15 protein-coding genes and 1 pseudogene are annotated in these 14,034 nt (G+C 62.8%); 9 read left to right on the top strand and 7 right to left on the bottom strand.

Annotated features, from left to right (window positions below):
- Nucleotides 1-125: pseudogene (locus tag TU80_RS33225) on the top strand (ribonucleotide-diphosphate reductase subunit beta); the annotation flags it as partial.
- A 54-nt stretch (nucleotides 126-179) separates the two neighbouring features.
- Nucleotides 180-668: a DUF1289 domain-containing protein gene (locus TU80_RS20630; protein ID WP_017848468.1), complete on the top strand. Its 489-nt coding sequence runs from the start codon at nucleotides 180-182 to the stop codon at nucleotides 666-668.
- Nucleotides 669-759: 91 nt separating this feature from the next.
- On the opposite strand, the gene mdeB is transcribed toward TU80_RS20630, so the two are convergent.
- Nucleotides 760-3,450, bottom strand: coding sequence for an alpha-ketoglutarate dehydrogenase (gene mdeB / locus TU80_RS20625; RefSeq protein WP_057005262.1), 2,691 nt, complete (start codon nucleotides 3,448-3,450; stop codon nucleotides 760-762).
- A gap of 191 nt (nucleotides 3,451-3,641) precedes the next feature.
- Between mdeB and TU80_RS20620 the strand changes: the two genes are divergently transcribed.
- From TU80_RS20620 to TU80_RS20610, 3 genes are all read left to right on the top strand, one after another.
- Nucleotides 3,642-4,568, top strand: a complete 927-nt coding sequence (locus tag TU80_RS20620; RefSeq protein ID WP_057005261.1) for a class I SAM-dependent methyltransferase — start codon at nucleotides 3,642-3,644, stop codon at nucleotides 4,566-4,568.
- A gap of 148 nt (nucleotides 4,569-4,716) precedes the next feature.
- Entirely contained in the window at nucleotides 4,717-5,433 is a 717-nt protein-coding gene (gene pcsA / locus TU80_RS20615) for a phosphatidylcholine synthase (RefSeq protein ID WP_017848465.1), read from the top strand.
- A 122-nt stretch (nucleotides 5,434-5,555) separates the two neighbouring features.
- Nucleotides 5,556-6,335, top strand: a complete 780-nt coding sequence (locus tag TU80_RS20610; protein WP_046383211.1) for a TSUP family transporter — start codon at nucleotides 5,556-5,558, stop codon at nucleotides 6,333-6,335.
- Here TU80_RS20610 and nudC read toward each other — a convergent pair.
- Nucleotides 6,303-7,136: an NAD(+) diphosphatase gene (gene nudC / locus TU80_RS20605; protein WP_017848463.1), complete on the bottom strand. Its 834-nt coding sequence runs from the start codon at nucleotides 7,134-7,136 to the stop codon at nucleotides 6,303-6,305. The genes TU80_RS20610 and nudC overlap by 33 nt on opposite strands.
- Nucleotides 7,137-7,141: 5 nt before the next feature.
- The gene (locus TU80_RS20600) at nucleotides 7,142-7,954 is read right to left on the bottom strand and encodes a crotonase/enoyl-CoA hydratase family protein (protein WP_017848462.1); all 813 of its coding nucleotides are present in this window, start codon (nucleotides 7,952-7,954) and stop codon (nucleotides 7,142-7,144) included.
- A 205-nt stretch (nucleotides 7,955-8,159) separates the two neighbouring features.
- Between TU80_RS20600 and TU80_RS20595 the strand changes: the two genes are divergently transcribed.
- The 3 genes from TU80_RS20595 (at nucleotide 8,160) to TU80_RS20585 (ending at nucleotide 10,481) form a co-directional block, all read left to right on the top strand.
- Nucleotides 8,160-8,714, top strand: coding sequence for a UPF0149 family protein (locus TU80_RS20595; RefSeq protein WP_017848461.1), 555 nt, complete (start codon nucleotides 8,160-8,162; stop codon nucleotides 8,712-8,714).
- Nucleotides 8,715-8,805: 91 nt separating this feature from the next.
- A complete protein-coding gene (gene aroA, locus TU80_RS20590; protein ID WP_017848460.1) occupies nucleotides 8,806-10,062 on the top strand; it encodes a 3-phosphoshikimate 1-carboxyvinyltransferase in 1,257 nt (418 codons plus the stop codon).
- A 32-nt stretch (nucleotides 10,063-10,094) separates the two neighbouring features.
- Nucleotides 10,095-10,481: a hypothetical protein gene (locus TU80_RS20585; RefSeq protein WP_046383210.1), complete on the top strand. Its 387-nt coding sequence runs from the start codon at nucleotides 10,095-10,097 to the stop codon at nucleotides 10,479-10,481.
- A 67-nt stretch (nucleotides 10,482-10,548) separates the two neighbouring features.
- On the opposite strand, the gene TU80_RS20580 is transcribed toward TU80_RS20585, so the two are convergent.
- Complete coding sequence (locus TU80_RS20580) at nucleotides 10,549-10,926, bottom strand: hypothetical protein (RefSeq protein ID WP_057005260.1); 378 nt, start codon at nucleotides 10,924-10,926, stop codon at nucleotides 10,549-10,551.
- A 73-nt stretch (nucleotides 10,927-10,999) separates the two neighbouring features.
- Entirely contained in the window at nucleotides 11,000-11,599 is a 600-nt protein-coding gene (locus TU80_RS20575; protein WP_017848457.1) for an NAD(P)H-dependent oxidoreductase, read from the bottom strand.
- 69 nt (nucleotides 11,600-11,668) lie between these two features.
- Between TU80_RS20575 and TU80_RS20570 the strand changes: the two genes are divergently transcribed.
- Nucleotides 11,669-12,280, top strand: coding sequence for a TetR/AcrR family transcriptional regulator (locus TU80_RS20570; protein ID WP_046483623.1), 612 nt, complete (start codon nucleotides 11,669-11,671; stop codon nucleotides 12,278-12,280).
- Between the two features lie 10 nt (nucleotides 12,281-12,290).
- Here TU80_RS20570 and TU80_RS20565 read toward each other — a convergent pair whose 3' ends face one another.
- Nucleotides 12,291-12,968, bottom strand: a complete 678-nt coding sequence (locus TU80_RS20565) for a GNAT family N-acetyltransferase (protein WP_046383207.1) — start codon at nucleotides 12,966-12,968, stop codon at nucleotides 12,291-12,293.
- 136 nt (nucleotides 12,969-13,104) lie between these two features.
- Nucleotides 13,105-13,986 (bottom strand): LysR family transcriptional regulator, encoded by an 882-nt coding sequence (locus TU80_RS20560; RefSeq protein ID WP_046383206.1) that lies wholly within the window; start codon nucleotides 13,984-13,986, stop codon nucleotides 13,105-13,107.
- Nucleotides 13,987-14,034: the final 48 nt, after the last annotated feature.

The following is a 14,034-nucleotide window of genomic DNA, read 5'->3' as shown; positions in this document are numbered from 1 at the left end:
AGTATCCAGGGACGACTAACCCGTTCCCATGGATGAGCGAGATCATGGACTTGAAGAAAGAGAAGAATTTCTTTGAGACCCGTGTGATCGAGTACCAGACTGGCGGTGCGTTGAGCTGGGATTGATTGAAAAAACGGCCCCTTCAGGGGCCGTGTTGTTTCACCTGTCGATGTTTTTTTATGCCCAATCAAACCATCAAGACCCCCTGCGTCGGCCTGTGCTCCACCGTTTACGGTGATCTGGTCTGCCGCGGGTGCAAGCGTTATCACCATGAAGTCATCCAGTGGAATGGCTACAACGCCGAGGAAAAACAGGCGGTGTGGCTGCGCCTTGAGCAACTGCTGGTGCAGGTGATGGCCTCCAAGCTGGACGTGTTCGACCCACAGCGCCTGCGCCAGCAACTGGAAAGCCGCAAGATTCGCTTTATGCCGCACCAGTCGCCGTACTGCTGGGCCTACCAGTTGATTGCCCGGGGTGCGCGGGTGATTACCAGGCTGGACGCCTATGGCCTGGTGTTGCTGCCGGAATTTCGCGAGCACAGCCTGGCGGATTTGCGCGATGGAATTGATCGCGAGTTTTTCCTGCTGTCCGAGGCGCATTACCAGCGGTATATCGCCCCCGTGTTCTTGAAAGAGGCCTTTGGGCCAGCCCTGATCGCCACGCTCTAAATGTGGGAGGGGGCTTGCTCCCGATAGCAGTGTGTCAGTCAGCTTATGGCGCACTGACCCGGCGCAATCGGGGGCAAGCCCCCTCCCACATTTAGATCCAGGACGCTGCACGCTCCGCCTGGAGGCCATAGCGTTCAATCGCCTGCTGGCATACCTGCCGATCCAGACTGCCCTGCTCCGCCAATGCCGTCAGCGCGGCCAGCACGAGGTGATGGCGATCGACCTCAAAAAAATCCCGCAACGCCGCCCGTGTATCACTGCGCCCGAAACCGTCGGTGCCGAGTACGGTGTAGGGGGAATCCAGGTACGAAGCAATCATCTGCGGCACCGCCCGCACGTAGTCCGACACTGCAACCACCGGGGCGCCCTTGGGCAAGCAATCATTCACATGACTGACGCGCTGGATCGCCTGCGGATGCAAGCGATTCCAACGCTCCACCTCCCGCGCCTGCCGTGCCAGTTCGCTGAAGCTGGTCACGCTGTAGACCTCACTCGCCACCTGCCAATCGTCCGCCAATAGCTGCGCAGCCGCCTGGGCTTCACGCACCAGCGTACCCGAACCGAGCAGGCGCACCTGGGCGTCAGGCGCGCCCTGCAAGCGGTACATACCTTTGATGATCGCCGCTTCCACCCCCTCGGGCAGGCTCGGCTGCGGGTAGTTTTCGTTCATCAGGGTCACGTAGTAGAACTCGTCGACATCATGCTCCAGCATCTGGCGCATGCCGTGGTCGAGGATCACCGCAAACTCCCCGGCAAACGCCGGGTCGTAGGCACGGCAGTTGGGGACGCTGGCGGCGCTTAGGTGGCTGCTGCCGTCCTGATGCTGCAGGCCCTCGCCGCCGAGGGTGGTGCGGCCGGCAGTGGCGCCCAGCAGGAAGCCACGGGCGCGCTGATCGGCGGCGGCCCAGATCAGGTCGCCCACGCGCTGAAAGCCGAACATCGAGTAATAGATGTAGAACGGCAACATGCGCAGGCCATGCACTGAATAGCTGGTGGCCGCCGCGACCCAGGAGCTGATGGCGCTGGCTTCGCTGATGCCCTCTTCGAGGATCTGCCCGTCGGTGGCTTCGCGGTAGCTGAGGATCGAGCCGATATCTTCCGGCTCGTAGCGTTGGCCGACGCTGGAGTAGATGCCGATCTGCTTGAACAGGTTGGCCATGCCGAAGGTACGCGCCTCGTCGGCGACGATCGGCACGATGCGTGGCCCCAGGTGCTTGTCCTTGAGCAGGTTGGTGAGCATACGCACGAAGGCCATGGTGGTGGACATTTCCTTACCCGCGGCAGCCGTGGCAAAGCCGGCGTAACCGGCCAGAGGCGGCACACTGACCGGCGCGGCGGCCTGGCAGCGACTGGGCACGTAGCCGCCCAGGGCGTTGCGCCGTTGATGCAGATAGCGCAACTCCAGGCTGTCAGCGGCCGGTTTGAAGAAACTCAACGACTCGGTCTGCTCATCCGTCAGCGGCAACTGGAAACGATTGCGGAAGGCGATCAGCGCCTCGCGATCGAGTTTCTTCTGCTGGTGGGTGGTCATCTTGCCCTGCCCGGCTTCGCCCATGCCGAAGCCTTTTTTGGTCTGGGCCAGGATCACCGTGGGTTTGCCCTTGACCCGCCGCGCCGCGTGGTAGGCGGCGTGGATCTTGACCATGTCGTGGCCGCCGCGCTTGAGGCGGTCGATCTGTTCATCGCTCATGCCCTCGACCAGCCTGGCCAGGGACGCGCTCTGGCCGAAGAAGTGCTCGCGGTTGTAGGCGCCGTCCTTGGCGGCGAAGGTCTGGAACTGCCCGTCCACGGTCTGCGACAGCGTATTGACCAGGGCGCCGTCGCTGTCCTTGGCGAGCAAGGCGTCCCAGTCCGAGCCCCACACCAGCTTGATCACGTTCCAGCCGGCGCCGCCGAACAACGCCTCCAGTTCATCGATGATCCGCCCATTGCCACGCACCGGGCCGTCGAGGCGTTGCAGGTTGCAGTTGACCACCCAGGTCAGGTTGTCCAGGCCTTCGCGAGCGGCCAGGGTCAGGGCCGACATGCTTTCCGGCTCGTCCATTTCGCCGTCGCCGAATACGCCCCAGACGTGGCGCTCGGTGGTGTCCTGCAAGCCGCGGTGCTGCAGGTAGCGCATAAAGCGCGCCTGGAAAATCGAGCTGATCGGGCCGATGCCCATGGAGCCGGTGGGAAATTGCCAGAAGTCCGGCATCAACCACGGGTGCGGGTAACTCGACAAACCGCGCGCGCCGACCTTGGCCCCGCCGATTTCCTGCCGGTAGTGCGCCAGGTCCTGCTCGCTCAGGCGCCCCTCCAGGAACGCCCGCGCATAAATGCCCGGCGCGGAATGCGGCTGGTAGAACACCAGGTCGCCGCCAAAGCCCTCGTGGCGGGCACGGAAAAAGTGATTGAAGCCCACTTCGAACAAATCCGCCGCGCTGGCGTAGCTGGCGATATGACCGCCGAGCTCGCCATACGCCTGGTTGGCGCGCACCACCATGGCCAGGGCGTTCCAGCGCACCAGCGAGGCCAGGCGCTCTTCGGTGGCCAGGTCGCCGGGAAACGCCGGCTGCCGCTCGACGCTGATGCTATTGATATACGGGGTGCCGTGACGGGGTTTCCAGTCGATGTGCGGGGCGCCGCCTTCACGGGCCAGCACGTCGAGGATCTGCCGCGCCCGCGCGGGGCCGGCGTTGGCCACCAGCGAGGCCAGGGCGTCGCGCCACTCGTCCTGCTCGATTTGATCACCGGCGAGCTGATCCGTTGTGGTGTGATTCACTGCGCTCGCAAAACCGTTCATGGGCACCTCCAGGCTTTTTTTCCAGTTTATGTCGATGACTGAGGATTTTTTGCCTGATGTCAGGCGTACCAAAGCGTATTTTGAGCATGAATCGCTGCCAATCAGACGTTTCCCAGCACGTTGTGCTCTAACCCCCCGAAACCTCGCCATTGTGTTTAAAATGCCGCCCGCTCAACGAACGACGCTCAACGATGAACCCCGACGCCCTCGCCACACTGCACGCCCACCTGCTGACCGCCCTGGCCACGCCACCGACCGAAACCCGGCGCCTGTTCCACGGGCGCGGCCGTTGCTGGCCGGGCCTGGAGCAACTGACCGTGGACTGGCTGCAGGGCGTGGTGCTGGTCGCGCTGTTCAAGGAGCCGGAGGCGGCGCACCTGGTCGCGCTGAAACAACTGCTGGTTCAGTTCGAATGGGCGCAGTCCGGCGCCCACACGGTAGCCCTGCAGCACCGCTACCTGCCGCAAAGCACCACCGAATGGCTGGTGGGCGATGCGATCGATGAGCTGACGATTACCGAAGGCGGCCTGCGCTACCTGATCGACCTCGGTAAAAAACAGAACAGCGGGCTGTTTCTCGACATGCGCTACGGCCGCAACTGGGTGCGCGAACAGGCCAAGGGGCTGCGGGTACTCAACCTGTTCGCCTACACCTGCGGGTTTTCCGTGGCGGCCATCGAAGGCGGCGCCGAGCATGTGGTGAACCTGGACATGGCCCGCGGCGCCCTCAGCCGGGGTCGCGACAACCATCGCCTGAATGGGCATGACCTGAGCCGCGTTACCTTTCTTGGCCACGACTTGTTCAAGTCCTGGGCCAAGGTCATCCACAGCGGCCCCTATGATCTGGTGATCATCGACCCGCCGTCCTTCCAGAAAGGCAGTTTCCTGCTGACCAAGGATTACCAGCGCGTGCTGCGCCGCCTGCCGGATTTGCTCACGCCACAAGGCACGGTGCTGGCGTGCATGAATGACCCGGCGTTCGGCGAGGACTTCCTGATCGACGGCGTGACCCGCGAAGCACCGGGCCTGCGCTTTGTCGAACGGCTGGAAAACCCACCGGAATTCCCGGATATCGATCGGCAAAGCGGCTTGAAAGCCTTGGTGTTCCGCCAAGGCTGATGCCGAAACGTCCGACGCTTGCTACGCTAAGCAATCACCGGGGTGGTGAACCTTATCCTCCCCTTCCCGGTCGATACCTGCATCCCCTGGCCAGACTCGACGCTGCCACAGCGTCGGCTGCCCCGTTTCACCCTTTGGAGAACCGCCCGTGATATCGACCCTGCATGTAGCCAGACTGAAAGCCTGGGGCGCCCACGGCTTCACTGCCACCGGAGTGGTGTTGGCCTTCCTGGCCACGCTGGCCTTGCTGGAGAACTCACCCAAGGCGTGCCTGCTGTGGCTGGGCCTGGCACTGGTGGTCGATGGCGTCGACGGTTCCCTGGCCCGCCGCGTGAATGTCAGCACGGTACTGCCCAGCTTTGACGGCTCGGTGCTGGACCTGGTGATCGATTACCTGACCTATGTGTTTATCCCGGCACTGTTTATCTACCGCTATATCGACCTGCCGGACTTTACCCATCTGTTCACGGTGTCGGTGATCCTGGTGTCGTCGCTGTTCTGCTTCTGCAACGTGAACATGAAAAGCAAGGACAACTACTTCGTCGGCTTCCCCGCCGCCTGGAACGTGGTGGCCCTCTGCGTGTATATCATCCAGCCCGACGCGTGGGTGACGTTGCTCACGGTGATTGGCCTGGCGCTGCTGACCGTGACGCCGATGAAGTTCCTGCACCCGTTCCGGGTCAAGCGGTTCATGCCGATCAACATCGCGGTGACCACGCTCTGGTTGCTGTGCAGCTTCTTGATGGTGGTGGATTACCCGAACACCAACCCGTGGACGTTTGGGTTGTGGTCGCTGATGTCGGCGTACTTCCTCGGGATCTGCATCTGGCGCACCGCGCTGGAGTGGCTGGGCACCCACAAATAGCCAGGCCGGCACCGTTTGAATGTGGGAGGAGGCTTGCGCCCTCCCACATTTGGATTTGCGTACATCGGGCAGGTAAGATGGCCGCCTTTCGCATAGCGCCCTGCCAACCATAAGCCCTGCCCATGCCCTTCGAACTCAGCGTAGACCTCACTACCCTCGCCATCCTGGCCGTCGTTGCGTTCATCGCCGGCTTCATCGACGCCATCGCCGGCGGTGGCGGCTTGCTCACCACTCCGGCCCTGCTCACCGCCGGCATGCCGCCCCATTTGGTACTGGGCACCAACAAACTCAGCTCCACCTTCGGCTCGGCCACCGCCAGTTTCACCTTTTACCGACGCAAGCTGTTTCACCCGCGCCAGTGGGTACATGCCATCGTCGGTACGTTTATCGGCGCCCTTGCCGGCGCCATCGTCGCCCACTACCTGCCCGCCGAAACCCTGAACAAGATGCTCCCGGTGATCGTCTTCGGTTGTGGCCTGTACCTGTTGTTCGGCGGCACGCCCAAGGCGCCGCTGGAGGGCGACGCACCGATCAAGAAGAAATGGCAGGCCACCCAAGGCTTCGGCCTGGGCTTCTACGACGGCGTGGCCGGCCCCGGCACCGGCGCGTTCTGGACGGTGAGCACGATGCTGCTGCACCCCATCGACCTGGTCAAAGCCAGCGGCGTGGCGCGCAGCATGAACTTCGTCAGCAACGCGGCGGCGCTGTCGGTGTTTATCATCAACGGTTCGGTGGACTGGATCGTCGGGCTGGCCATGGGCGTGTCGGTGATGGTGGGCGCGTTCTTTGGCGCACGCAGCGCAATCAGCGGCGGCGCCAAATTCATTCGCCCGGTGTTTATCACCGTGGTCCTCGGCCTGACGGTGCGCCTAGCCTGGCAGCACTGGTTCAGCGTGGCCTAAGCGGCGGGCCACGTAGAGGTCGATCAGGTAACGCGCAATCGAGCGTGACGCCGGCAACGGCGGCAAGTCGTGGATGTTGAACCACTGCGCGTCCTCGATCTCATCGGCCTGGGGCACGATATCGCCACCGGCGTACTCGGCATGGAAGCCCAGCATCATCGAATGGGGAAACGGCCAGCACTGGCTGCCCACGTACTGGATATTGCGGACTTCCAGCTGCACTTCTTCGTGAACTTCGCGGATCAGGCAGTCTTCGGCCGACTCACCCGGCTCGGCAAACCCCGCCAGCGTGCTGTAGACCCCGGGGACAAAGCGCGGCGACCGCGCCAGCAGGATCTCGTCGCCACGGGTCACCAGCACAATCATGCTCGGCGAGATGCGCGGGTAGCTGCGCAGGTCACAAGCCTCGCAGAACATCGCCCGCTCCCGAGGCACCTGAACCATGGCCTGGCCGCAACTGCCACAAAAACGGTGTTCCCGCGCCCAGGTGCCGATCTGCGCGGCATAGGCCAGCACTTTGTACAGCCGGTGATCGCCTTGCAGCATGAAGCCGCGCAGGCCTTGCCAACTGCATCCAGGCACGTCGCTGGCGGCATTGAGTTCGAGCAGGTACACCGGCTCGCCGTCAAGATGGCCGATACCGTGTTCGGCGAACACCGCCAGGTCCTGGCGCTTGAGCCATTCCCGCGGGAACAGCGCGCCATTGGTGTCGTGTAAAAAACCCTCGCGGCTGCGCGCGACGGCCCAGCCGCCGGGGGTTTGGTTGTCCAGCAGTGTGGTGGTAATCCAGCCTGGGGTCATATCAGTCAATCCACGAATTCGGGTTTCTGCTTGCTCATATGGGCCGCGATGGCCACGCGCAAGTCGTTGGATTGCAACATAGCCGCGTTCCAGGTGGCAACGTATTCCAGACCGTCATTGACTGTATGGTCACGCATGTAGCTGATCATGGCCTTGGTGCCGGTCACGGCAATCGGCGATTTGGCGGCGATTTCCCGGGCGATGTCCAGTACGCCGGCCAACAGGCTTTCCTGATCGGGATACACGCGATTGACCAGACCGATGCTGCGCGCTTCCTCGGCGCCGAACTGGCGACCGGTGTAGGCCAGCTCGCGCAGCATGCCATCACCGATGATGCGCGGCAGGCGCTGCAGGGTGCCGACGTCGGCCGCCATGCCGATGTCGATTTCCTTGATGGAAAACTGCGCGTCCTCGGCGGCGTAACGCATGTCGCAGGCGCTGATCAGGTCGATGGCACCGCCGATGCAGTAGCCCTGGATCGCGGCCAACACCGGCTTGCGGCAGGTGTCGACGGCGTTGAACGAGGCTTGCAGTTCGAGGATCTTGCGCCGCAACAGGCGTGCATTACGGCCCACGTCCTTGCCAAAATCATTGGCCACCGAGGCCAGCATCATCAGGTCGATGCCGGACGAGAAATGTTTGCCGGCACCGCTGAGCACCACGGCGCGCACGGCGTCGGTGTCGTCGACCCAGCGGAAGATATCGATGATCTCGGTCCAGAACGCCGCGTTCATGGCGTTGATCTTTTCCGGGCGGTTGATCTGCACATGGGCAACGCTGCCAATGAGCTCGACGACGAAGGCTTGGTATTCGGACATGGCAGTGATCCCTGACTGGCGAGTAATAAGAGCCGAACTATAACAAGGGTGAGCCACGGCGCATCAGCCAAAAACGGGACTGCTAAAATTCATCCGGGACGGGCCGTCGGCCTTGGAAAAGGCTGGATAAAAACCGCCTCAGGCGCCATCCTTCGCGCTTTAAGCCGCTGCCGCAGCGGCGCTCGACGTTTAAAGGATACGCCCCATGCTCACCCAACCTCTGGCCCCCGCCGATTTCGACCTGATCGAAGAAACCCTGCTCAAGTACGGTGACGACCACTCGGTGCTGAACCTCGCCGAACTCGATGGTTACTTCTGCGCACTGGTGTCCAGCCCGGCACCGGTCGATATCGCCGAGTGGTTCCCGGCGATCTGGGGCGGGCAGAACCCGCAGTGGGAAAGTGCCGAAGAAGCCAAGCAGTTCCTCGAACTGTGCGTTCGCCACATGAACGCCCGCGCCGCCCAACTGGCCACCGACGCCAAAGGTTTCCGGGCGCGCTTCGACGACACGGAGCATCAGGGCCAGACCCTGACCCTCGCCGAAGAATGGTGCTTTGGCTATATCCGTGGCGCCGCTATCGGCAACTGGCCTGAACTGCCCGCCGAACAGGCCGCACTGCTGGAGAAAATCTCCTGGTGCGCCGAACAGGACAACTTCGAACTGCCGGCGGACCTCGATGTACAGGCGCATCAGCAGCGCGTCAGCGAGATCGAACCGGCGGCGCGGGCGCTGCATGATTACTCGCTCGCCCAGCGCTAAGCCTCGACAAGCGTGACGTCTATGCCCGATTATTCGGGTCCGCCCGTCGGCCACTCCGTGCCACCTTGCCTTGAATCAGGAGCCTTGTACCTTGAGTTCGCAGAAAACCGTGACCGTTACACCGCCCACTTTCCCCCTCAATGGCAAGGTCGCGCCCCCCGGCTCCAAATCCATTACCAACCGCGCGCTGTTGCTCGCCGCCCTGGCCAAGGGCACCAGCCGCCTCAGCGGCGCATTGAAGAGCGATGACACCCGGCACATGTCGGTGGCCCTGCGCCAGATGGGCGTGATCATCGACGAGCCGGACGACACCACCTTCGTGGTCACGGGCCAAGGCCAGCTGCAATTGCCTGCGCAGCCGCTGTTCCTCGGCAATGCCGGCACCGCGATGCGTTTTCTCACCGCCGCCGTCGCCACCGTGCAAGGCACCGTGGTGCTGGACGGCGACGACTACATGCGCAAACGCCCGATCGGCCCGCTGCTCGCCACCCTCGGTCAGAACGGCATCCAGGTCGACAGCCCGACCGGTTGCCCGCCGGTTACCGTGCATGGCGTGGGCAAGGTCCAGGCCAAGCGCTTTGAGATCGACGGTGGTCTGTCCAGCCAATATGTATCGGCCTTGCTGATGCTCGCGGCCTGCGGCGCAGCGCCGATTGAAGTGGCGCTGACCGGCAAGGACATCGGCGCCCGCGGCTATGTGGACCTGACCCTCGACTGCATGCGTGCATTCGGCGCGCAGGTCGAGGTGGTCGACGACACCACCTGGCGCGTCGCTCCCAGCGGCTACACCGCCCATGACTACCTGATCGAACCGGACGCCTCCGCCGCCACCTATCTGTGGGCGGCTGAAGTGCTGACCGGCGGGCACATCGATATCGGTGTCGCCGCACACGACTTCACCCAGCCGGACGCCAAGGCCCAGGCGCTGATCGCGCAGTTCCCGAACATGCAGGCCACAGTGGTGGGTTCGCAAATGCAGGACGCGATCCCGACGCTTGCCGTACTGGCCGCGTTCAACAACAGCCCGGTGCGCTTCACCGAACTGGCCAACCTGCGGGTCAAGGAATGTGATCGCGTGCAGGCGCTGCACGACGGCCTCAACCAGATCCGCCCAGGCCTGGCCCGCATCGAAGGCGATGACCTGCTGGTGGCCAGCGATCCGGCACTGGCAGGCACGGCCTGCACTGCACTGATCGACACCCACGCCGATCACCGCATCGCCATGTGTTTCGCCCTGGCCGGGCTGAAGGTCTCGGGTATTCGTATTCAGGACCCGGACTGCGTGGCCAAGACCTATCCTGACTACTGGAAGGCACTGGGCAGCCTGGGTGTCGCCCTGCGCTACTGAGTCCGCGACGTCGAGATGGGGAGGGCTTGATCATGAACATTCGCCAACCCTGCCCGCCCGGCGCCTGTGTCTGTGACCGCGAACAGCTGCTGCAAACCCCAGGCGCCGACCTGCGCATCCTCAACCTGACGCGCCAGGAAGAAAAACGCCTGATCGAACGCCTGGAAGACCTGCAAAGCCTGCAAGACCTCGAACACATGCAGCAGCGCATGTACGCGCTATTGGGTATCCGCGTGCAGGTCGCGCCGGGGCACACCGAGGTCAAGAGCATGCGCGGGATTCAGATCGTCATCGACGAACTGCCCGGGCTGTGCCGCAAGACCCGGCAATCGATCCCGGCGGCGATTCGCCGAGGCCTGGAGAAACGACCGGAGATTGCCTACCGGCTGCTGGATGCACATGACCTGCTTGGACTCTAGTCGGTCCTTTCAGTGCATCGCCACCAAGCTGCTGCTCCAGGCCTGAGGCGTGCCGCAACTAACGTAGTTACCAGATGAAATTATCGCCGCCTTTCACGCCATGCCCATTAAGCACGTCTTGGTAAGACATAGTGGGATACTTGATAAGCCTGTCCACTTGCTCGGAGTTCAAATCTTGAACTTCTCTAGGCGATATATTTGGAAACTCTTTCCCATGTGCATCCACCACTTGCTGAAAGTTCATATTGGGATATTTATCGAGCGTATTGTGTTGATCAAAGGTCAAGTTTTGCAGGTCGCCATTCGATAGATTTGGAAACGGACTGTCTTGGTTCGCATTGTTTTCCTGCTCTTGTCTCACTTGATCTTGTGTGGGTTTTTCCTGGGATGTGTCAATGGGAGGAGCAATCAGTGCGGATCCAGATGCAGCAGAAATTGAAGTCATTATCAAATCTCCAGTGATTGTGAACGCCTTGATTGGTTGTCCAACGGTTTCTGGTTCCCTGCTCGCAACGAAATCATCCGGCGACCGTCTCGGTTTCGAACAGACCCTGGCCCACTGCCTTGGCGTGATCCAGATGCACCTGCACCTGGCCGCTTTCCGACTCCAGCAGCAACGCTGACGTCAGCACCTGCGCGCCACAGTAATCGAAGATCCCGTAATCGATCTGCGTGTGCATGGCCTTGGCATAACCATGGCGCTCAAACGCGCTTTGATCGGCAGCACCGAGTGCCAGCAGGTGAACCTGCAAGTGCCGCAGTTTCTTCACCACCGGAGTGTCGGGGCCGTAGTCGATCGCCCAGCCGTTGACGAACACGCGGTCGATCCACCCCTTGAGCAGGCCTGGCAGCGACCACCAGTAAATGGGGAACACCAAGACCAGGGCGTCGGCGCGGTCGATGCGGGCTTGTTCGGCGGCGACGTCAGCCGGCGGTTCGGCGCGGGTGCGATGTACGCGCTGGTCGGCAGCGTTGTAGCGCGGGTCGAAGCCTTCGGCGGCAAGGTCGGCGATTTCGAACGTATGGCCAGACGCGCTCAGCCCGGCGGCGACTTGCGCGGCGAGGCTGTGGGTGAGGGATTGCGGGTCGTGATGAGCAACAACGATCAGTGCGTGCATGACAGTGACTCCCATTGGGTTTATGCTGGGCTTAAGTTACCTTTGGTAAGTTACTTTTGGTATATAAGCATGTCAAGCAGTGAATCCCCTGCCCCACGTCGTCGGCTGTCGCGTGAAGATCGTCTGCGCCAATTGTTGGACGTGGCCTGGCAACTGGTGCGTGAAGAAGGCACCGAAGCCCTGACCCTCGGCCACCTGGCGGAACGAGCGGGCGTGACCAAGCCGGTGGTCTATGACCATTTCGTTACCCGCGCGGGGTTGCTGGCGGCGTTGTATGAGGATTTCGATGGGCGCCAGAATCAGGTGCTTGCCGACGCCCTCGAAGCCAGCAGCCCGACCCTGGAAGATCGCGCGTGGGTGATCGCCTCATCCTATGTCGACTGCGTGTTGTTGCAGGGCCGGGAAATTCCGGGGGTGATCGCGGCGCTGAGCAGCTCACCGGAGTTGGAAAGCCTCAAGCGCAAGTACGAAGCACTCTTTCTCGATAAGTGCCGCGACGTCATGGCCCCCTTCGCGCCGGGCGGCAGCGTGTCCCAGGCGGGGCTGCGGGCCATGCTCGGGGCGGCGGAGGCCTTGTCTCATGCGGCGGCCAGCGGTGAGCTCAGCCGTGAAGAGGCGCAACAGGAGTTGCTGGCGACCATTCTGGCAATGGTCAATCGCGGGGCGCACAGCGCCCGTTGAGAGGCGTTTTTCAGCCTCGCCCCTGCACAAACAAGCGGACCTTGTGCGCCAGTTGATCCAGGTGCCGGTCGCGTTGCTTCTCGGCATCCACCATGGCGCGCTTGCCATGTTTTTGCAGCAGGTAGGTATGAATCTGCCGCACTTCCAATGAGCTATAGATAGCGGCCACATCCAGCACGCCCATCAAGCCATCGGTGGCGTAGGCGCGGGTGTTCATCAGCACCTGCGTGCCGCGCGCGCCGCGCACCTGAAAGCCCATCGCCGCGAAGGCCGGCACTTTGTCCACGGCGCAGGCCAGTTCGGCGTGAGGGTAACGTGCCAGCACCTCTTGCATCATGCCCCGCGCCACGCCCTGGCGCCGGCTGCCTGCCTGTACGGCCATGAACGCCACACCGCAGGCTTCTGGGTCGTCCTTGACCGGCAAGTACAGCAAAAACCCAATGACTTTTTCCGGGTCTTGCGCAGACGTCGCGACGATCAGTTCGACCGCGATCCCCTTCGACCCGTCCAGCGCCTGCAGGTACAAATGCACCTCAAAGCCGATGGCATATTGGTAAATGTTGTAGAGCAGGTTACTCGGCGGCAGCGCGACGCTGCTGATGTCGGTGAGGTTGTCGACCACCATCTGCAGGATCTGGCTGTTGATCGGTTCGGGGCACGGCGTGGTGTAGCGGGTAAGGCTGAACATGCAAATTCCTGGAGTTTCGCGTCAAGGCAGATGGGATTGTACCTGTTGCAGCAGGTTCGGGATCGATAGGCATACCCGCCATGATCTGCATGCCTGGCGGCTCGCATGCACATCGCCCCGGGGACGGGCCGCACTGTCATCGTCCGCACACCTCACGCAAACACCCGCGCAACCAACGATGGGCCAGATCGGCGTCCAACCGTGGGTGCCAGAGCATTGCCACGGTAAACGCGGGTAACGCCACCGGCAGCGCAAAACAGAACAGGTCGCGCCGGTCTGGGGTATAGCGCTCGGGCACCGAGGCAATCAGGTCGGTGTTGCGTGCCAGGGCGATGGCGCTGGAAAAACTGGCGACGATGCTGCCGATCTGCCGCGTCAGGCCCTGGGCTTCGAGGACGTCGTCGATCTGGCCGCGGTCCTGGCCGCGCCGCGATACGTAGAGGTGTCGGCCCTCGGCAAACCGTGCAGCGCTGATCTCGCCTTGGCTCAGGGGATGGCCGCTGCGCACCACGCCGATCAGGCGATCGCGAAACAGCGCCTGGGTCAGCACTTCAGGGCTGGCCGTGGGGTCGACCACGCCGATGTCCAGGTCGACGCTGCCTTCGCGCAGTTGCGCAGTGTCCTTGTCGGTCTTGCTGACGAAGCGCAGGCGCACGCCGGGGGCGTCCTCGGCGAGACGGGCGAGCAACGCCGAACCGAAGCCTTCGACAAACTCCTCGCTGGTTCGCAGGGTGAAGGTGCGGACCACGTGGGCCATCTCCAGCGCCTGTGCCGGGCGCAACACCGCCTGGGCGCCCTGCACCAGTTGGCTGACCTGTTCGCGCAGTGCCAACGCCCGGGGCGTCGGCACCAGGCCACGGCCAGCGCGGACCAGCAACGGGTCGCCGGTGGTCGCACGCAAGCGCGCCAACGCCCGGCTCATGGCCGAAGGGCTCAACCGCAGGCGCTTGGCCGCACGGGCGACACTGCCTTCGGCGAGCAATACATCCAGGGTGATCAGCAAATTGAGATCGGGCATCAGCGCTCCATGGCAGGCGTCATATGCAGGTATTTAGTGCAACTCATG

The organism is Pseudomonas veronii (assembly GCF_001439695.1).
GTDB lineage: Bacteria > Pseudomonadota > Gammaproteobacteria > Pseudomonadales > Pseudomonadaceae > Aquipseudomonas > Aquipseudomonas veronii.
The sequence above is the reverse complement of the archived record's forward strand: the minus strand, read 5'-3'. Positions and strand labels throughout refer to the sequence as shown.